At 69.9% G+C, this 19,705-nt stretch carries 9 protein-coding genes; 7 read left to right on the plus strand and 2 right to left on the minus strand.

Annotated elements, in window-relative coordinates:
* Positions 1-409 precede the first annotated feature (409 nt).
* From cas7u to ACIRRH_RS24175, 6 genes are all read left to right on the plus strand, one after another.
* On the plus strand, positions 410-1,600 hold the full coding sequence (gene cas7u, locus ACIRRH_RS24150; RefSeq protein ID WP_403070957.1) for a type I-U CRISPR-associated RAMP protein Csb1/Cas7u: 1,191 nt from the start codon (positions 410-412) through the stop codon (positions 1,598-1,600).
* Between the two features lie 6 nt (positions 1,601-1,606).
* A complete protein-coding gene (gene csb2, locus ACIRRH_RS24155) occupies positions 1,607-3,076 on the plus strand; it encodes a type I-U CRISPR-associated protein Csb2 (protein WP_403070960.1) in 1,470 nt (489 codons plus the stop codon).
* Positions 3,073-6,153 carry a type I-U CRISPR-associated helicase/endonuclease Cas3 gene (cas3u, locus tag ACIRRH_RS24160; protein ID WP_403070963.1) on the plus strand — a complete coding sequence of 1,027 codons (3,081 nt, stop codon included), beginning with the start codon at positions 3,073-3,075 and terminating at the stop codon, positions 6,151-6,153. The genes csb2 and cas3u overlap by 4 nt, the downstream gene beginning before the upstream one ends.
* 2 nt (positions 6,154-6,155) lie before the next feature.
* Positions 6,156-7,265, plus strand: a complete 1,110-nt coding sequence (locus tag ACIRRH_RS24165; protein ID WP_403070966.1) for a hypothetical protein — start codon at positions 6,156-6,158, stop codon at positions 7,263-7,265.
* Positions 7,266-12,386: 5,121 nt separating this feature from the next.
* The gene (locus tag ACIRRH_RS24170; protein ID WP_403070969.1) at positions 12,387-13,316 is read left to right on the plus strand and encodes a hypothetical protein; all 930 of its coding nucleotides are present in this window, start codon (positions 12,387-12,389) and stop codon (positions 13,314-13,316) included.
* A gap of 473 nt (positions 13,317-13,789) precedes the next feature.
* Positions 13,790-16,315, plus strand: a complete 2,526-nt coding sequence (locus ACIRRH_RS24175; protein ID WP_403070972.1) for a hypothetical protein — start codon at positions 13,790-13,792, stop codon at positions 16,313-16,315.
* 755 nt (positions 16,316-17,070) lie between these two features.
* Here the strand turns inward: ACIRRH_RS24175 and ACIRRH_RS24180 are convergent.
* Both ACIRRH_RS24180 and ACIRRH_RS24185 read right to left on the minus strand, forming a co-directional pair.
* Positions 17,071-17,505, minus strand: a complete 435-nt coding sequence (locus ACIRRH_RS24180) for a tyrosine-type recombinase/integrase (RefSeq protein WP_403071321.1) — start codon at positions 17,503-17,505, stop codon at positions 17,071-17,073.
* Positions 17,468-18,157 (minus strand): tyrosine-type recombinase/integrase, encoded by a 690-nt coding sequence (locus ACIRRH_RS24185; protein ID WP_403070975.1) that lies wholly within the window; start codon positions 18,155-18,157, stop codon positions 17,468-17,470. Before ACIRRH_RS24185 ends, ACIRRH_RS24180 begins: the two co-directional genes overlap by 38 nt.
* Positions 18,158-19,370: 1,213 nt before the next feature.
* On the opposite strand from ACIRRH_RS24185, the gene ACIRRH_RS24190 reads away from it, so the two are divergent.
* Positions 19,371-19,622 carry an NADP-dependent oxidoreductase gene (locus tag ACIRRH_RS24190; RefSeq protein ID WP_403070978.1) on the plus strand — a complete coding sequence of 84 codons (252 nt, stop codon included), beginning with the start codon at positions 19,371-19,373 and terminating at the stop codon, positions 19,620-19,622.
* Positions 19,623-19,705 lie beyond the last annotated feature (83 nt).

Raw genomic sequence — 19,705 nt, forward strand, 5'->3', positions numbered from 1 at the left:
GAAAGCTACCTCGCCGGCCTCCACCTCCGCGGCGCGATGATCTGGATCAAGGACCTCACCCGGACCCATTGATCACAACCAAATACACGACCTAGAAGCGCGATCACTTTTCGGGCCGTCTTTGGACGACGCGCCGGGGCATATTTCGCTGACTCCATCACTCTCGGCCGTGGCTGGTGCCCCGTGGGAGGAAGAGAGCTTCGGAGGTCAACTGGTGATGCCTGGTGCTGTGTCGCCACCTCGAGACCTTGGGAAGATCCTGCCGCCAATCACCGGAATCTGCCGGATGATAGCTCAACTCATCTCGATAGAAAAAGTTCTGATGACTAGTCACTCGAATGAGTGAGGACTGTCGGTGGGGGCTGCTTCGATGCGAACTGTCCGAGAGGTTCTGCCCAAGGAGGGTTTCATGGAAGCGTTGTACGAGCGGCTGGCCGAGGCAGCGAGCGGGCTGTCGGCGGACGGTGCGATCCGGATCGTGGCCCACTACGAGCCGGTGGCCGGCGTGGGAGCGCCGGTGGCGCCGCCGACGGTGAAGCTCAAGGAGAGTGACGGTCCGGGCCAGTTGTTCGAGGACCGGTGGGTCGGCGGGCAGCGTACGAGGGTGGTGCTGCTGGATCAGCGGCAGTCGCAGGCGAACCGCTGTGAGACGGCCCTGTTGGAGGCCGTCGACCTGGGGGATGCGGTGGTGCCGCATCTGGCGCTGCACGTGAGGGCGGAAGGCCGGGAGCTTCGGATGACGAATCTGGACGCGCCGCACCGTTCCCGCGACGCGTACTTCCGGGACGCGCTGGACGAGGCCGGGGTGAAGTTCGACGACACGGACACGGGCCGGGCGCTTCGCGATACCGGGACCGGAGATGTGCGGGCCTTCCTGGAGTCGGCGCCGTCGGACCTGGTGTTCGGCCTCTGGGACTCGCACCGCAAGCGCCGTGTGCAGTTGAAGGTGCCGCGCACCTACACCTCGGAGCTGGTGGGCCTGGATCCGCTGTCCGGGAAGCGGGCGGCGGGGCGGTTCGACAAGTGGAACTTCCCCGGCGACAACGTGGAGCTGACCGCCGACGGCTGGAGGTCGGTGGAGGGCACTGGGAAGAAGGGCAAGGGGAAGACGCTCAAGGCGTCGGCGGTGGGGCACGGGATGATCCCGCCGGTCTCCGGGATGGGCGGGGTGACGGTGCGGGCGATCGAGCGGAACGCGACGCTGGCCATGGCGGGCCTGCGGGCGCTGCGCTTCGGCGATGCGCCGAAGGAGTACGTGCGGGCGGGAAGGGCCCTGCTGGCGGCGCTGGCGCTGCTGGGGGACCGGCTGGCGTTCGCGGCGCCGGCGGTGCGGCTGCGGTCGGGCTGCGACCTGCTGCTGGTGTCGGAGCGGATCGAGTGGGTCGGCCGCGGGCGTGAGGGCGTGGCGATGACGGAGCCGCTGGAGCTGGACACGGCGGCGCAGGCCCTGGAGATGTTCGAGTTCGCGCGCTCGCGGGCCGAGGAGGCGGGCCTCAAGTGGTCGAAGGAGCCGGTGCGGCTGCGGCCGAACACGCAGGTGCAGCAGGCGATCGAGCGTTCCTTCCGCCTGGAGGGCATCGGCGAGGCGGAAGGCGAGTAGAGCGTCATGCCTTTCCACATCTCGGTGGAGCTGCTGGAGCCGCTCTACCAGGCGACCGCCATGGACGGCGAGCGCGCGGAGTGGCCGCCCCACCCGGCCCGCCTGTTCTGCGCGCTGGTCGCGCACGCCGACCTCGACGATGCCGCGCACCGGATGGCGCTGACCTGGCTGGAGGCGCAGGCCCCGCCCGTGGTCACGGTGCCGGCCAGGCCGATGGAGGCGGAGTACCCGCGCGCGGCGTGGGTGGTGACCAACATCGTGGAGCCGAAGAAGGTGACCCACGGCCTGCTGCCGGGACGCACCGCTGGCGGCGTCCCCCGGGCGTGGGCACAGAAGACGCTGTCCGGTACGCGGATGGTGTTCAGCTGGGCTGCGGAGCCGGGGGAGGAGCTCGCCCCAGTGTTGAAGAAACTCGCGAGTCGGGTGCCGTACTTCGGGCGATCGACCGGCGCCGGGCTGCTGGATGCCTGGTGCGGCTCCGACGAAGCCGGTGGCGCGGATGGACGGCAGAGCTGGAGGCCTGCCGCCAGCGGGGAGTACCCGAAGGGCTCGCGGCCGATCAGGGTGCCTTACCGCGGGTACCTGGCCTGGCTGGAGGAGGCGTTCGAGGAGCAGCGGCCGTCCTGGAGCCAGTCGGTCACCCATCACTACCTCGACCCCGACCACGCTGACCGGCCCGAAACGCCGGTCGTGGAGGGGCCGTTCGGTGATCTGCTGACGTTCTCGTTCGCTCCAGGCGTGGCGCTGGACCCGCGGTGGACGCTGGAGCTGACCGGCCAGCTTCGGAGCATGGTGCTGGGCACCCTGGAGGCGATGGGCCACCACGTCGAGGCGATGACCACAGTCCACGGCCACAAGAACAGCCCGGACGACCCAAGGCCGGTTGCCTACCTCGCGCTGCCATTCGCCGGCCACCACCACGCCGACGGGATGCTGCGCGGCCTGGGCATCGCCCTGCCCCGCGATATGCCCAGGCAGGACCGCAAGGCGCTGCTCGCTGCCCTCCTTCGCCATGACGGGGGCTTGCGCTGGATCCGGTTCGCGGACGGGGAACCGCTGGACCTCGTACGGGTCAGTCCCGCCGACCAGGACCAGTGGTCGCAGACCGTTCAGCCGTGGACGTGGCAGGGGCCGTCGACGGTGTGGACCACGGTGCTTCCGATGGCCCTCGACCGCTTCCCCAAGAAGTACGAGGAAGCCGCATGGGCGGACTCGATCGCGGCCAGCTGCGCCGCGGCCGGACTGCCTGAACCCACGCGGATGCAGGTGAGCCCGCGAGGCGGGCTCGTACCCGGGGCCCGGGGCGTGGACGGATTCCCGGTGCGCCGCAAAGACGGGGAGAGGCCGCTGCCGAGCTGCCACGTGCGCCTGACCTTCCCGGTCCCGGTGACGGGGCCGGTGGTGCTGGGCAGCAAGAAGAACTTCGGCCTGGGCCTGTGCCGCCCGGAGCCCGACCTCCAGGAGGACGACCAGTGACGGGCACCGAGCGGCCGCCGGCGATCGATGCGGGCGAGTTCCCGGCGTTCTTCCGGGAGGTCCACCACCACATCCACTGCCCCGACGGGGCCACGACCGCGGTGTGCGACGGATGTGAGGGCTGGGCGCCGTTCCCCTGGCAGAGCGCCTACCTGGATGCTGTGGTGGGCGGCGCGGACTGGCCCGACCTCGACGTCCCTACCGCGCTGGGGAAGACGACGTTCATCGACATCTGGCTCTTCCTCCTGGCCTGGGAACACGCTCGCGGACTGGGCCGAGAGCACCGGAAGGTGCCGCTGCGGTTGTTCTTCTGCGTCGACCGGCGCCTGGTCGTCGACCAGGCCCACCAGCACTCCATCGAGCTGGCCGCGGCGCTCACCGAGGCGCCGGCCGGTTCGGTGCGGGCGAAGGTCGCCGCCGCGCTGCGCGACCTCGGCGGCGGCGAGTTGCCGCTGGAGGTGGTGCGGATGCGCGGCGGCACGCGGTGGGAGTCGAACTGGGTGCGCAGCCCGGCCCAGCCGCTGGTGGTGACCTCGACCGTGGACCAGTACGGCAGCCGCCTGCTGTTCCGCGGCTACCACACCTCCCCGCAGCGCGCTCCGATCGACGCCGCCCTGACCGGGCACGACACTCTGCTCGCCCTGGACGAGGCCCACCTGTCGAAGGCCCTGCTCGCGACCGCCGCCGACACCGCGCTCTACCAGCAGACGGCGGAGCGAGGGGAATTGGCGGCGCGGGCGCTTCGGGTGGTGAGCCTGTCGGCGACCAGCGCCACCAGCGGCCGTCCCCGCCTGGGCATCAGTGAAGACGACCATAAGCATCGGATCGCGGGGCCGCGGATCGCGGCCGAGCGCCACGTGACGCTGCTCGACGCCGGCGCCTGGTCGAAGAAGCCCGCGGAGGCGTTCGCCCTCGCGGCCGAGACCGGCCTGGACGCCGTCCTGCCCGTCCTGCGGCTGCCCGCGGTCGCGGTAATCGCCAACACCATCACCCACGCCCGCGCCGCCCACGAAGCGCTGGCCCGGCGCGCCGACGTGGACGTGCTGCTGCTGACCGGCCGCTGCCGGCCTGCGGAGCGCGACCTGCTCGTCACCGGCCCGCTGGCCGAACTCCTCGACGGCATCGACCCGGACCGTGAACGCCCTCTCGTCGTGATCAGTACCCAGACCCTCGAAGTCGGGATCGACTGCACGTTCGGGGCGATGGTCAGCGAATGCGGCGACTGGGCGTCCGCCCTGCAGCGCCTCGGTCGCCTCGACCGCCGCGGCGAACTCGGTCCTGTGCCCGCGATCCTCGTCCGCACCCACAACCCCGAGGACCCCGACCGTATCCCCGTCTACGGTCCGGCCGCCGCCAACACCTGGCAGTGGCTCACCCGGAAGGCCTCCACCCACGACACCCAGGAGCCCGCCGAGCTGACTCCCCACCTCCTGGACGGCCTGGTCCTCAACCCCGCCACCCTGCCCGGTCTGCTGGACGGTACCGCCACCGCACCGCTCACCCGCGCCGGCGAACACATCCCCCCGGTTGAGCAGGTGCGGCTGGGCGCCTTCGCCCGCACCAGCCCCATCCCCGTCCCCGACGAATCCCCCGCCCCCTTCCTCCACGGTCTTGACACCGGCCAGCCCGAAGTCCAACTCCTGTGGCGCGCCGACCTCTCCACCAACGCCACCGACCCCGAGACCCTCGCTGAACACATCCGCACCACCCCCGTCCACACCGCCGAAACCCTCTCCCTGCCCCTCGCCACCGTGCGCCGCTTCCTCACCCAACCCCGCGCTACCCCCGACACCAGCGACCTCGAAGGCCCCGACGCCGACACCACCCCCGAACCCCGCAACCCACCCACCCGCCTGCGCGCCACCGTCCTCCAACGCGAGACCGACGGCACCTGGACCACCCCACGCCTCATCCGGGACCTCCAGCCCGGGGCCACCCTCGTCCTGCCCACCACTGCCGGCGGCCACGACACCTACGGCTGGACCGCAGACCCCGACACCCCCGTCCCCGACCTCGGCGACCACCCCACCGACAGCGCCCGCACCCCGCTACGCCTTGACCCGGCCGTCCTGGCCAGCACCACCGGGGCCGACCCCGAGCAGTTCACCCCGATCATCAAGCAGGCCCACACCGACCTCACCGCAGACCCCGACGACCCGGACGCCTTGAACACGACCGACGCGGTCCGCGCCGCGATCACCAACCTGCTCGACGCCCTGCCCACCAACACCCCGGCAGACGGCCCCGCCCGACATACCCCCCTGCTGCGCCGGCGCCTGGAGACCCTGCTGGAGGTCGCAGAGTGGCGTATCGGACGGTCGGCTGCGGCCGGGGTGGTGCTGATCGACCACGGTGGTCCGGGCAGGATCGTCCTCCTCCCGCCTCGACTCGCCGACGCCGACCGCTACCGGATCGCCATCGACGACGAGGACCCAGACAGCAGCAGCCTCACCCGCACCGTCACCCTCAAGCACCACCACGATGCCGTCGGCAAACGCACCCGCGAATTCGCCCAAGCCATTGGACTGCCCGACGACCTCGTCGAAGCTGTCGTGCTGGCGGCCCGGGCCCATGACTGCGGAAAACGTCACCCGCGGTTCCAGTGCATGCTCTGCTCGGGCGACCGCCTGCTCGCCGAGTCCCTGCCCGAACCCCTCGCCAAGTCCGGCGTGGACCCCGCAGACCGCGCCACCCGCCGACGCGCCGCACGCCTGGCCAACTGGTCCAAGGACCTGCGCCATGAAGCCCTCAGCGCCGCCGCCGTCCACACCTGGCTCGCCACCGACCCCGCCGCCGCCCGAGGCCTCGACCACGACCTCGTCACCCACCTCGTCGCCGCCCACCACGGCTACGCCCGCCCCCTGCTGCCCGCGTTCGCCGACCCCGAGCCCGTCCTCGTCGAGTGCACCATGCCTGACGACACCACCATCACCGTCTCCAGCACCGTGATCGGCACCGACTGGACCGGCCCACGTCGCTTCCACGCGCTCAACCAGCGCTACGGCTTCTGGGGCCTGGCCCTCCTCGAGACGGTCCTGCGCCTCGCCGACATCGCCTGCTCCGAAGAAGGCAACTGACTGTGCACCAGCTCGAACTCCCCGCATTCCGCTCCGACGACCCGCTCGGCTTCCTCGCCGCCCTCGGCATCCTCGAACTCACCACCGCCACCCTGCCCACAGAACCGTGCCTCCACTGGAACGGCCCCGCCGGCGCGGCCGTCCTCACCACCGACCAGCCCCTCACCCTCGACACGCTCACCCAGCTCCTCACCACCCACCTCCCGCCCAAGCCCACCACCGCGGGCCCCGGAACCGCCGAGCCCGAAGACAGCGCCGAGACCGAGGACGGAGAGGACCAGGACGCCGACACGGCCAGCACGAAGGGTGAAAGCTGGGACCCCTTCCCACACGTCCCCGGACTCCTGACCCGAACCCGCGAGGACGCCACCGCCCCCAACGAAGCCCTGCGCATGCGCGTCGACACCGCGCACCAGACGCTTCGCGAACTCGCCCAGTCCGAACGCGAGACGGGCGACCACCAGGCCCGCTGGTTCGCCTCCCTGACCAACGTCATGTGCTTCGAGGACCTCAAGCCCAAGACCGGCAAGAACGACCCGGAGCCTGCGGAAGGGTCACAGCTCGCCACGGTGCGGCGTACCCCGGTCACCCCGCTGATCGCCGCCGCCGGCCAGATGACCATCACCGGCCTGATGCAGAAAGCCGTCCTCGGCTGCCACAAGGACCCGCGGCAGATCCGCTCAGCCCTTGACGGCTGGCGCCGCATCCCCGATTACGCCTCCGCCAACTTCGATCACCGCTCCCTCGGTGACGCCCACACCAACTCCGAAGGCAAGGCCTACCAGCGCGGAGCCCCCGGCCCCACCTGGCTCGCCCTCCACGCCCTCGGCACCTTCCGCCTCACCGCCACCGGCCACACCCAAGCCGCCACCGGCTGGGACACCACCGACAGCCGCGGTGCCCTACGCTGGCCCGCCTGGACGCCACCACTTGACGCCACTGCGGTCACCGTCCTGCTCGAACACCCCGCCGTCCGCGCCACCGAACCCGGCACGAACCGCAATGCCAGAATGCTGACCAACCTCGGCGTCACCGCCCTCTACACCGCACCCCGAACTGGCCTCAAACAATCCAACGGCCCCCTCGCCGCCAGCTGCCACCTCTGGCCCTGACCCTCACCCCTGGCCACCCCTCCAACACCCGGTCCTTGACAACTCCACAGCGCCAACACACAGAACGAGGCCCCGACCGGACGCGGCCTCGGAACCACAAGCACACACGAAAACACCCCACCACACCGAAGCAATAAGCCCGAATCGCCCCGAAGAATTCCCCCGCAGACGCGGCAACTGGCTCGCCGAACTACCGAACCAGCAGCTCATACGCCGTCGCTCCGCACCATCCCGGTGCGGCACCATCGCAGCGTTGTGAATGGGTGAGCGAAATGTGGGAGGCGGGCCGTCGCTCCGCACCATCCCGGTGCGGCACCATCGCAGCATCCCGTCCAAGTTGGCGGACAACCCGCACGTCAACGTCGCTCCGCACCATCCCGGTGCGGCATCATCGCAGCAGGAGTTCGGCCGTGGGGTGGGCGACCCAGGCCTGTCGCTCCGCACCATCCCGGTGCGGCACCATCGCAGCTGCTGCTCGATCGTCTCCTCGGTCTCCCGGACGAGGTCGCTCCGCACCATCTCGGTGCGGCACCATCGCAGCGGTAAGCCCGCGTTGTCCGCTATGACGGCGCTCGCGTCGCTCCGCACCATTTTGGTGCGGCACCATCGCAGCTAGACCCCGAAGCCGACACCGCCCACGCCGACCAGGGTCGCTCCGCACCATCCTGGTGCGGCACCATCGCTGCCAGCAGACGTATGCCGCGAACATGTCGGTGCTGGTGGTTCCTCCGCACGCCGCCGGTGCGACGCCATCGCAGCATCGACTCGTCGGACCTGATTCCGACCAGGCAGTCCGGTCGCTCCGCACTTCACGGTGCGGCTCCATCGAAGCCTCGCCTGATAGTGCGGCTCCAACGCAGCTTGTAGGTCTAGAAGACCGTCCCGCCGGCGGCCGAGTGCCTCCGCACCGCGCCGGTTTGGCGCCATCGCAGCAGGTTGTACTGGGCCTCGGACAGCGCGTAGTTAGCCGTCTTGCTCCGCACCATCCCGGTGCGTCACCATCGCAGCAGGTGCCCGGCAGAGGTGACGAGCGCGGCGTGCAGCACTCCCTCCGCACCATCCCGGTGCGTCACCGTTACAGGGGGAACCCCTTACCTCGTCCTCGCAGAAGGTGACCGGTCGCTCCGCACCATCCCGGTGCGGCATCATCGCAGCGGCATCAGCCACACCACGCGCCGGACCCGTCGTTCCAGTCGCTCCGTACCATGCGGTGCGGCGCCATCGCAGCTTGTAGGTCTCGAACAGCGTCCCGCCGCCGGCCGAGTGCCTCCGCACCACCTCAGTGCGGCACCATCGCAGCCTCACCGCCGCGACGATCGTGATCAACTCGGCCTCACGCCTCCGCACCTCACCGGTGCGGCAGCATCGCAGGGACCAGGTCGGCGGCGCAACCGCCACATTGACCAACGTCGCTCCGCACCGCTCTTGTGCGGCACCATCGCAGCATCAGTCGGAACACGTCCGGGAACAGGCGTCGGATGGGTCGCTCCGCACCATCCCGGTGCGGCTCCATCGCAGCTTCGCCGAGGACGAGCACGGCGCCCTCTTCGAGGTCGTCGCTCCGCACCATCCCGGTGCGACACCATCGCAGCACGTGGTGTGCGCCTCACGGGACGGCAATCCCGGCGGCTCGCTCCGCACCATCCGGGTGCGGCACCATCGCGGCGTCGAGACGGTCCACCACGCCGGCGGCACCACCACCGGTCGCTCCGCACCATCGCGGTGCGGCACCATCGCAGCTCGGTGTCGGAACAAGCGCAGCACGAAAGCCCCTCCGTCGCTCCGCACCACCCTGGTGCGGCACCATCGCAGCGTCGGAATGACCCAGGAAGTCGCGGCCGCCCAGGCCGTCGCTCCGTACCACCCTGGTGCGGCACCATCGCAGCTTCGTCGAGATCGGCTGGCACGTCGGCCCCGCCTTGTCGCTCCGCACCGTCCCGGTGCGGCACCATCGCAGCTTGCTACTCAACCTGGTCTTGATCCGTGTCGACCGCGGCCGCCTCCGTACCGGTGCGACACCAGCTCAGCAATTTGACTGCCTCGGCTGCCTTGTTGTCCTCGCTGAACTCGGGGACCTCTCCGCCCTCGATTGGCGCGGCTCCATCACAAAGCAGTAGGCCCTCGCAGGGCTCAGCCCGGCCGAGCACGCGCCTCCTCTCCCAGGCGGTGCGGCACCATCTCAACCTCTTCCCAGACGTGGTTCCTCCGTGCCTCGCCGGCGCGGTGCCATCGCAGCTCTCCTCGGCAGCAGGAGTTCGAGCTGATGCTGGGGGCATCTCCACACCGCCTCGGTGCGGCACCATCGCAGCACCGCACGGGCAGCGGCGTAGACGACAGCGTCCTCCGTGTCGCTCCGTACCCTCCGGGTGCGGCACCATCGCGGCACGCCGCCACCCGCTTCCGAGCCTTCGGCCGGCGGAGTCGCTCCGCACTGTTCCAGTGCGGCACCATCGCCGTGCGAAGGCGTAGTGCATCAGGCCCGAGCAGTTAAAGCCGCCGCTCCGCACCATTCCGGTGCGGCACCATCGCAGGACGGTGTCCCAGTTGGCGATGACCAGTGAAACGAGCAGTGGCTCTGTAACTCACAGGTACGGCACTATCGCAGCATCAAGCGCGCCGAGGGCGGGAAGCGCAAGAACGCCGGTCGCTCTGCACCATCCCGGCGCGGCACCATCGCAGGTACATGCTGCCCGAGATCCAGGCCCGCCAGCTGGCCGGCCGCTCCGCACCACCCCGGTGCGGCACCATCGCCGCTTGTCGAACCGCGGGCCGTCTGTGCGCACCGCTGGAGTCTCTCCGCACCTTGCCTGTGCGGCACCATCGCAGGGCCAGCGCTGCGGCCGTCCACGCCCACATCTGGGCGGTTCCTCCGCAACCCGCCGGTGCATCACCATCGCAGTATGACAAAGTAGCCGCCGTTCTTGGTCCCCTCATCGAATGCCCCGTACTACCCCAGTGCGGCACCATCGCGGCTTCCCGCTGACCCGCCGTTCGACCAAACCGAGTGACCTCCCTCCGCACCCACTGCTGCGGCTCCATCGCGGCACGGTGATCGACTGCGACAACCGGGTAGACCTCCGTACGCTGCCGGTGCGGTACCATCGCCCGCCCGCTGTCCTGGATGCTGAGCACCCACCAGCTCCGAGTCTCCGCACCCCGCGGGTGCGGCACCATCGCGGCACCGAGCGATTTCCGGAAGTCGCCGAGGCGCTGACGTCCCTCCGCACTCGCGGCGTCATCTGGTGTGCGAATAGTGCCAGCCCCTATGCCGCCCCTCCGCACCGTCCCGGTGCGGCACTATCGCAGCAACTGGTTCAAAGAGTTTCTGCGTGAAGAGTACGAGGCCTCCTCCGCACCCACCGGCTGCGGCAGCATCGCAGTCAGGGCGGCGGCAACTTGGCGTCCCCGCAGTCCGGTTGGCTCCCCGCACCACCTCGGTGCGGCACCATCGCAGCGACAGCATCAGCGGGGTGACGGCGAGCATCCTGGGGTTCCTCCGCACCTCACCGGTGCGGCTCCATCGCAGCGGTCCGAACGGCAGCGGCAAGACGGTCAGTCTGGTGGCGCCTCCGCACCTCACGAGTGCGGCTCTATCGCAGCTCGGTGGCCAGGCGTGCGTCGACGTCGTACGGGTCGGCGCCTCCGCACTGACCGGTGCGGCACCATCGCAGCGACGCCGCTCCGAACGCCATGCAGACGTCCAGACCCGAGTCTCCACACCTCACCAGTGCGGCATCATTGCGGCAGCCAGCCCTCCAGCGCCGACAGTTCCTCTCAGCGAGACCCTCGGCTCCTCACCGGCGCGGCACTATCGCCACATCTCGGCGAGGAGCGTGTCCCGCTCAGCGGTCGGCAGTCCCTCCGCATCTCCGATGCGGCACCATCGCGGCCACGGCTTGCCGTCCATCACCTCGACGGCGCGGTGGTCCTTCCACACCCTGTCGGTACGGCACCATCGCAGCCGCGGCCACTCGCTGACCCGGCACACCGCGTGGAAGTCCTTCCGCACCATTCCGGTGCGGCACCATCGCAGCGACTACGCGGCCCATCGCAGTGTGCTCAGCCCGATGCCCGTGGCCACCAGGGCGCCCAGGTCCTCTGCACCACCCCGGTGCGGCACCGTTGCAGCGTGATGTCTCCAAGCTGAGTCTCGAGGATGATGAGGCCTCCCTCCGCACCGCCTCGGTGCGGCACCATCGCAGCCCAGAGCACAGACCCGGCACGTCGTCAGCCGGCCCGGTCCCTCTACACCGCCCCGGTGCGGCACTATCGCAGCGCGCCGCCTCGCGCGGGCAAGACCGCTTGGCTGGGGCTCCCTCGTACGGCCGCGGTGCGGCACCATCGCAGTGCGTGATCGCAGCATGGCGAAGTCGTACGCCGAGTTCCTCTCGTGCCCAGCCCCTCCCTGCCGCGCCAGTGCGGCACCATCGCCCGAGCATGATGGGCATCAGCACCGAGACGACGCCGAGGTCCTTCACGCCATCCCGGTGCGGCAGCATTGGCGCGCGGTGGTCGCCGAGAAGCTGTCCTCCGAGAACGCCCTCCCTCCAAACCCTCCCAGTGCAGCACCATCGCAGCTACCTCAAGGCCATCGAACGGGTGGGCGAACCGGCGGCCCCTCCGTACCTCGCCGGTACGGCACCATCGCAGCCACAGGTCCAGGCCCATAGCGCTCGGGAACGACATCCACCTCCGCACCTCACGGGTGCGGCACCATCGCAGCAACTCGGACGCCGGCCACTGGCCGCCCTGCAGATCCGGGTCGCTCCGTATCGGCCCGGTGCGGCATCATCGCAGCAGGTAGACGCTGACGCTGGTCATGCCGAGGGTGGCATCGCTTCGCAACTCACGGCGCGGCACCATCGCAGCAGGCCTGGCGTCGACAAGGCCTATCCGAAGATGGGCGCGTCTCCGCGCCTCCCCGGTGCGGCTGCGTCGCAGCATGGCGGCCCACGCTTCATCGCTGATGTCGTAGCGGCACCTCCACACCACTTCGGTGCGGCACCATGCATCGATGGCTCTCCGTGACGATCCCCTGGGTGGAGGAGTCTGGCGCCAAGCGTGGGTCGGCTGCGCGGGTACTCGGTAGGCTCGCGAGGACCTGAGGAGGCATCAGCACACATGGTCCGCGAGTTCACGAGGTACCGGTACTGGTCGGAACGGCAGATCCGCGCCCTCGGGCGGGACAACGGCCTGCGCCTGGGTTCCTCGTGGCGCCTCTCCACCGCGAGCACCCCGTCCTCCCTGTTCGGCATCTCGCTCCCGGTCGTGGGCATCCAGCGCGCGGAAGGACGCGAACGGAGCCGGAAGCAGGTGGCCGACCGGCTTGTGCGGGCACTTCGGGATCGGATCGCCGTGACCTATGACGAGCCGCAGGTGCTGCTCGCCAGCGGGGTGGGGAAGATTGTTTTCTCGGCCTTCACCGACGGACCCGCCCGGGAGAAGGGCATCGTGCTTCACTCCCGCACCGAGAGCAGCTCTGGCCAGCAGGTCGACTTGTGCCTGTTCGGTAGCGTGGACAACATGGCCGACTTCGGAGTAGGCGAAGCGGTCGAAGGCAGTTCCTCGTCCGCCTGGTACGCCGTCGCCGAACTCCTGGCGAGCCGAGGCACCCGGAACAGCTCGCAGTGGGATGAGCCGGGACTCGCCATCGAGGCGTTGAAGATCGCACTCGGGGACAGGGAGCGAGCCGACGGTGGATCTTCTCAGGAACCATGGACGCGCCCGTGGGCGCTCGGCCATGCAACCGACGTCGAATGGCTGGCGGTTATCTACAGCGACGTCACGCTCGACCCCGAGCGGTGGAACTTCGACGGCACCAGCCTCGAAGGCGTTCAGCGGATCATCGTCGGAGCCCCGATCTGGGTCCGCACGGCAACCCCGCAGGCGCTGGTGCGGTACTCGGAACTGCGCCGACTCTCCACCGGTCGGCCGACCTGGTGGCGCCGTCTGCTGCAAACTGGAGCTCCGGTGCGCCCGCCCACGGCTCTGACGGCAGACGCCCCTCTCTCCGGCTCGGAGGCCGCGACCGACCAGTCCGTCGCGTCGTAGCCGGTCTGTGGCCCGTCCGCTGCCGGCCGGTGATCCTCGGAAGATCACCAGCTCGGGCCACCTCCCCGATTCGCTGTTCCTCAAGCCGTAAACCTGCCTGCTGGTCAGCGATTTGAGAGGAAGTTCATCCGATCGAGTGGACGAACCGGTCGATGCTCGCCTCCTTGTCCCGAGCGCTGGCACTGTCGGTGCCACACGTCGGTGGTTCATCACCGCCGCTTGCCTCATGCCGCCGTCGGCGGAGCAGGAAACCAGACGCGAGATCCCGGACACCCAACCTGTGGGTGTCGTCCGGCGTAATCCCTCTGCAGGCGTCGGCCGTTGAATCGTACGTAGCGGGTCGCATAGGGCGCCTTCCGGTTCCTGGAGCGGATCTCCCGCTGGCACGAGGGTGAGTCCTCGGGCGCGTGTCGCGCCCCGAGAGACGGAGGCGTGCCTTGCTGCCCGGCTCGGCCGGGAGAAGGACAGATCTCATGGCCGCCAAGCGACCAACCGGTATCTACCCGTACATCGGCACCCCGGCGTGGGCCGGCCACCTGGCGGAAGCCGTCGAGAACACCTGCGAGGACCTGGGGCTGGTGCCCCCGCCCCGCGCCGCGATCACGGAGGGCCTTGCCACGGCCCTTGGTGAGACCGAGATCAAGAAGCTCATCAGCACCGTGCGCACCAGGAGGATCCTCAACCCCACGGCGTCGCGGGTGGTGCAGTCGGGCAACGACCACGTCCTCCTGCTCATCTGCGATGTCCACGGCGCGGCCGTGGCACCGTGGGACCTCAATGACCGCACCGTCGGCATCTGGTCCCCGCCCAGCCCCGAAGCCACCAGGCGTGTCGCCGACCTGATCGCAGCCGAGACCGTGCTGGACGCTTCCGAGAAGGTCAAGAAGGCCGCGGAGAAGGAGCGCGATGCCCGTCGCCGCGCTCCGAGCGACGACGCCCACTACGCCACGGCCCTCGCCGCTGCGGAGAGCAAACTGGCGGATGCCGTCCGCCAGGTGCGAGAGGCCGAGCATCGCCGGGCCGCCGTGCTCACCTCGCTCGGCAACCGCCTCCCGCGTCCCGTGGTGCGGGCGGCCGAGGAGGACGGCGTGCCGATGGCTGCGCTCATCCTCGCCGAGCAGACCTACGAACAGGCCGTCCACGTTCAGCGCTACGCCGCCGACCAGTTGAAGCGCTTCGGCAAGACCCGCGGATACGACCTCGCAGAATCCCTGGTCGCCGCCGGCCAGCTCTCGCGCGGCATGAGCGTCCTGCAGCAGTGGGGCATCAGGAACGCGGACGGAACCCTGTCCGAGCTGTGGCGGCTGGTCGCGGTTACCGCCAACAACCGCGCCCTGGCACGCCTGGATGTCTTCGGACTGCGCCCCGAGCACATCGTCACCGGCATGCCGCGGACCGTCGTGTCTCTGCCCTCGGACAAGCACGAACCCGGTGTGCGGCTGCTGAACCAGCGAGAGGCCCTCAACCGGCTCTCGCAGCGCCTCAACGAGGCCGACGCCGACGAGGAGACGGAGCCGGAGCACACGGCCCGGCGCGCCGCGAAGATCGCCACGGTGCCAATGGAGATCGTCGTCGGCTGCAGCAAGCCGGCCGCACTGGAACACGTGCTGCGGGGCCTGAACGTCAACGACCACCTCCGCGGGATCCAGCCCTACGACGAGGAAGCCCGGCTGGTCGCCCTGTTCGCGACCCTCGTCGACGCCTACGCCAAGGACAGCAAGCTCGTCGAACTGCTCGACGAGACATTCCCCACGGCCCAGGGCGTGGACCTCCTCGACGTGGACGGGGTGCGCAACGCCCTGACGGCGAATGGCCCCCTCGACCCCCTGGCCGCCCTGCTGCCCGCGGACGAAAAGGTTTCGCCGGTCACCCTGCGGGATATCGCTGTCCGGGCCATCACCGCGCTGGTCTTCCCCGAGATTCCCGCAGCCGGGCCCGCCAACGGGAAGCGGCAGGTGCGGAACACCGGGGCGTTCTGGCCGATCGTCCGGGCGAGCATGCAGGAACCGGCGTGGAGCCAGACCAAGGCCCCGAACGCCGAGACCCGCACGCGACTGTGGTCGGCGGCCGTCGCCCAACTCTTTCTCCACCGGGCCAACATCCTCTCGGCGCTCGGCCTGTTCACGGTGACGGACGCCAAGGATGGCGCCAACCAGGACCCCCGGTCACTCAAAGAACTGCTCCTGCGGGCCGAGGCCGGTGAACCGGCAGCGTGGGCCGCGCTGGTGCGCCGCATGGTGCCCGCGCTGATCCACGCGCCCCAGCCCCTCGTCACGCCCGGCCAGGGCAGCGAGGCCGGCGCCGGGCGCAAGGGCGTACGCCGCAGTCCGGCCAACGCCGTCGCGGCGCTCACCATGGCCTACACAGCAGGCGCACAGAACGTCAGCCGCGCCCTCTTGCTGGCCTTCGCGCGATCCGTCCTTGAGCACCCCGACCTCGTCCTGGCGCCGAAGGCCCCCGACGGCGCCAGGCCGGTCTGCTACGGCGAGCGCGAGGTGAACGAGGACCAGCGGAGTCCGATCGTTCCCGGCATGATCCTCGTCCCGGACCTCGACGGCGCACCCACCGGCATCGTCGTCGACAAGGCGTGGTTCGACGACACCTTCCCGCCGGACCTCACCCAGAGCACGAACTCGGGAAGCGGCTCCGGCGCCACGGCTGACGACACTACGGCCTCCGACAGCAGCACCAGCACCATGCCGGCCACCGCGAACGGGCAAGCACCGCAAGACCCCCGCGACCGGCTCGCCGCCCTGCGCCGGGAGATGCCCGCGCGAATCGAGCTAGTCGAAGGCAGCTACCGGATCGCCACCGCTGCCGCTCAGGAACTCATGACCAGGTTCAACGAAGCGATCGACCTGCGAACCAAACTGGGCGAGGACCCGCTCCCGGCCGACCAGCGGATCCAGTGGATGGAGAAGTTGACGGCGCTCCGCGACGCAGCGCATACCAGCGCTGCGGAACTGGAGAGCGCTGAGACGCTGATTCTGAAGATGTAGCTGGGGCGCTCCCGTCGTGCCGGGGGCGAATACGGCAGCTGCGAGAGGGGCTCCCCTTGAGGGGCTTGGGAAGCCGGAGGGCCTCTGCCTCAGGATGATATCTGTGCGGCACCATTACAGCGAGATCGATGAGTATCCCGAGTTTCACTCCTCTGTATGCGGTTGCGCACCGAGCGTGGCTGAGGGTTGCGGCGAAAGGGTACCGATGGGGGACTTGCCGGGGACCACCCGTCGTTCACCACTGTCTCTGAGGCGTCTCTCAGTGAACGAACAGCGCGGGCTGTCTACCGTCTGACGTGCAGCGATGGGTATCGCCGGGCGACTGGGGGTCAAGGGGTCGCAGGTTCAAATCCTGTCGTCCCGACCGGCATTTCCGCAGGTCGGAGGCCGTTCTTATCGAAATGATAGGAACGGCCTTTTCCTTTGGTGGTCGCAAGGTGGTCGTGAACGCTCGTTCACATCGTCCCGCTGAGCGCGTTTCCGCAGGCCGAGCCCCTCCGGTCTGGCCGTGACGGGGTATTCGTTAATCCGGTCGGGCATTTGAGCGCCGTCGATCGCCGGCTGGTCGCCTCTTCGGCGCGGAAATGGGCCCGGATTCGCGGGAAATGGGCATGCCGAAAGAACCTGCGGCGTCGTCTGCTTCGACGGTCCGCACGTTTATCGGGTGTCAGCTGTGAGCCGGGAATCCCGGCTGCTTGTCGGTCCTGGTGGCCGGAGCGGCTGGGAGAGCCGAGCCGGCTTCGGCGGTGCGGCCGTCAGGCCGCGTGACTGAACACCGGGTTCGGCAAGCCGACATCGTGGGCGGGGGCGTGCGGGTCGTGCCGGGTGCGGGCTTCGACGAGGTGGAGCCTTGCCTCGATGGTGTTCACGGCGGCCCTGGCGACGTCCCAGGTCAGGTGGCTGTAGATGTTCGTGGTGGTCGAGAGCGTGGAGTGTCGCAGGGTCTTGGAGATGACGGCCATGGAGACGTTGCCCTCCAGGGCGAGGGTGGCGGCGAGGTGGCGCAGGTCGTGGATGGTGACGTGGGGCAGTCCGGCCTTCGCGGAGCTCGTGGAAGCGTCGGCGGACGGCGGCGGGGTGGAGGGGCTGGCCGTCGGGGCCCAGGAAGACGTGACCGTTGACGGTGGCGGTACTCCGGTCCATGGCGCGCTGTCAGGGCGGCGGCGACGCGGTCGGACAGCGGCACCCAGTTGCGGCTCTTCCTGGTCTTCGGGGGGGGCAGGACGAGTTCGTGGTTGCGACCGCGGACAGGGTGTGGCGGATGTACATGACGCGGTCGTCGAGCCGCACGCACGGGCGTTGGAGGCCGAGGGCCTCGCCCTTGCGCAGGCCGGTGCCGATGATGACCTCGAAGAGGTCGGCGAAGGCGGGGTCGACGTTCCGGCAATGGGAGAGGAACGCGACGGCCTGCTCCGCGGTCCAGGGGACCCGTTCGTCGGGGCGGGGCCTGCGCATGGGCAGGGGCTGGGCAGCATTGAAGGGCAGGCGGTGGGTGCGCACGGCCGAGCCCAGCGCGCTGGAGAGCGTGGCCAGGCAGTGGTAGACGGCCTGGCGTCCGCGGCCGGTGTCGAGCTGCTCGTGGGTGTAGGCGGCGATGTGGTCGTGGGCGAGCTCTTCCAGGCGCAGCTTGCCGAAGACGGGTATCAACTCGCAGAGCACGTAGGTGCGGTAGCGGGCGTAGGTGGTGGGCTTGAGCAGGAACTCCATGCCCTTGAGCCACTTCGTGAGGTAGGCGGCCACCGTCTCGTGCGGGTCGGCGTCGAAGCCCAGCCGCCGGCCTTCGAGGAAGCGCCGCAACGCCGTCTCGGCGGCGAACGCGTCCTCGAAGCCGCCGCGTCGCACGGTGCGCCTGCGACTGGTGAGGGAGGGGACGTCGACAGCGAACGTCCACGTGCCGTGCCCCTCCTCGGCCAGGCCGAGTATCCCGCGGCCTCAATTTGGTCACGCAGTGTCACTGAAAAAGCGGCTCGGGTGGGCGGGTCGCCGCTGGCTCCAGGTCGAGGTGGGTGGGCGTGCCGACGCCGGAGGAGCATTCCGCTGGCCGGCCCGTGTGCGGACGCGCCCTTGGGGAGGTTGCTGCTGGGCCGGAGCGGCTACTCGTGCGGTCGGCCTGGACGGTCAGACGAGCCGGTCGCGGTTGGCGGCTGCAGCCTCGCGGACGAGGTGGGCGAATCGGCTGCGGTCGATGCCGGGCTGTCGGGTGTGCTCGTCGTCTTGGTCGTCGTCGCCGAAGCCGTCTTCGTCGTCGAGTTGGTCGTATTCCTCGTGGAGGAGCCGGCAGCCGTGGATGCCGGCGAGGGGGTCTTCGAGGAGGTCGGGGGCGGGCCGCCTGGGGTCGAGCGGGGTCAGGCGCAGGCCGGTGTCCTCGGGGCCGTTCCTGACCCTGCGGTGCGGACTCGTCGCCCACGCCGGTTTCCTCCGTCAGTGCGGCGATTTCGACATCCCCGTCCACGTTTGGCCATCTCATCGGCGGTGGCTGCCTCGCTCGTACCCGAGAACCCCGTCGGCCGGCTCGCTGAGGAGTGGGATGGCGACTCGGACTCCCTTTCGGAAGCATCGCCTGGCAGGACACGGGTCGATGTCGCTGTGCCGCACCGGGCGGAGTGAAGGGCGGGAGTTCGATCGCTTCCGCATGATGCCACAGGGTGGCAATGTGGGTGCGATTAGTGATGAGGTGAGCGAGTTGATCGATGCTTGGGTGGAGGAGCAACTCCGCTTTGTCGCCCGCCTGGTCTGCGGAGAAGTGGGAGAGGGTCTCGGCCATGCTGGAGAACCGGGAGGCCGGCCGGGAGGATTCGGCGGCGCAACCTTGCGCCACCTGTTGCACCATGCTGAGAACCTGGGAGATCGGCGCCGTCGGGCGCCGAACGTTCACCAAGGCTGATCGGCGGAGGTCGGCTCTGTCCTGTCGGCGACGCGCGTGCCACTGGTGCCAATGACTTAACGCAACCGGGTAGTTCTGACCTGCTCTGCTGCCAGGGGGTAGAACCCCGGCTTCATCCTCACCCGCCTCCAGCGGCACGTCGACGACGACACCCTGCGGGCGTTCGGGGTGATGGACGACGCGGGGAACCCGGCGCGGCCGTCCGTCTGCAAGAGCCCGGAGCAGGGCGCCGCCACCTCCGTCCTGCTGGCCGCCTTGCCGCTGGTGGACGGGGTCACGGGCCGCTACTTCGAGGGCAACCAGGAGGCGCCCGTCGTCCGGAGCAACGAGGGTCGGCCGAGCGGTGTGGCCGTCCACGCCCTCGACCACGGGGCCGCCGACCGGCCCTGGGAGTACGCCGCCGCAGCCCTCCGCACCGCCTGACCGGCGCACCGCCTGCCTGCCGACCGGTTCCGAAGGCCCGTCCTCGTGTGTCCTCCCGCCCGCCCCCGGCCCGGGCGAGCGGG

The organism is Kitasatospora sp. NPDC101235, from assembly GCF_044767505.1.
GTDB lineage: Bacteria > Actinomycetota > Actinomycetes > Streptomycetales > Streptomycetaceae > Kitasatospora.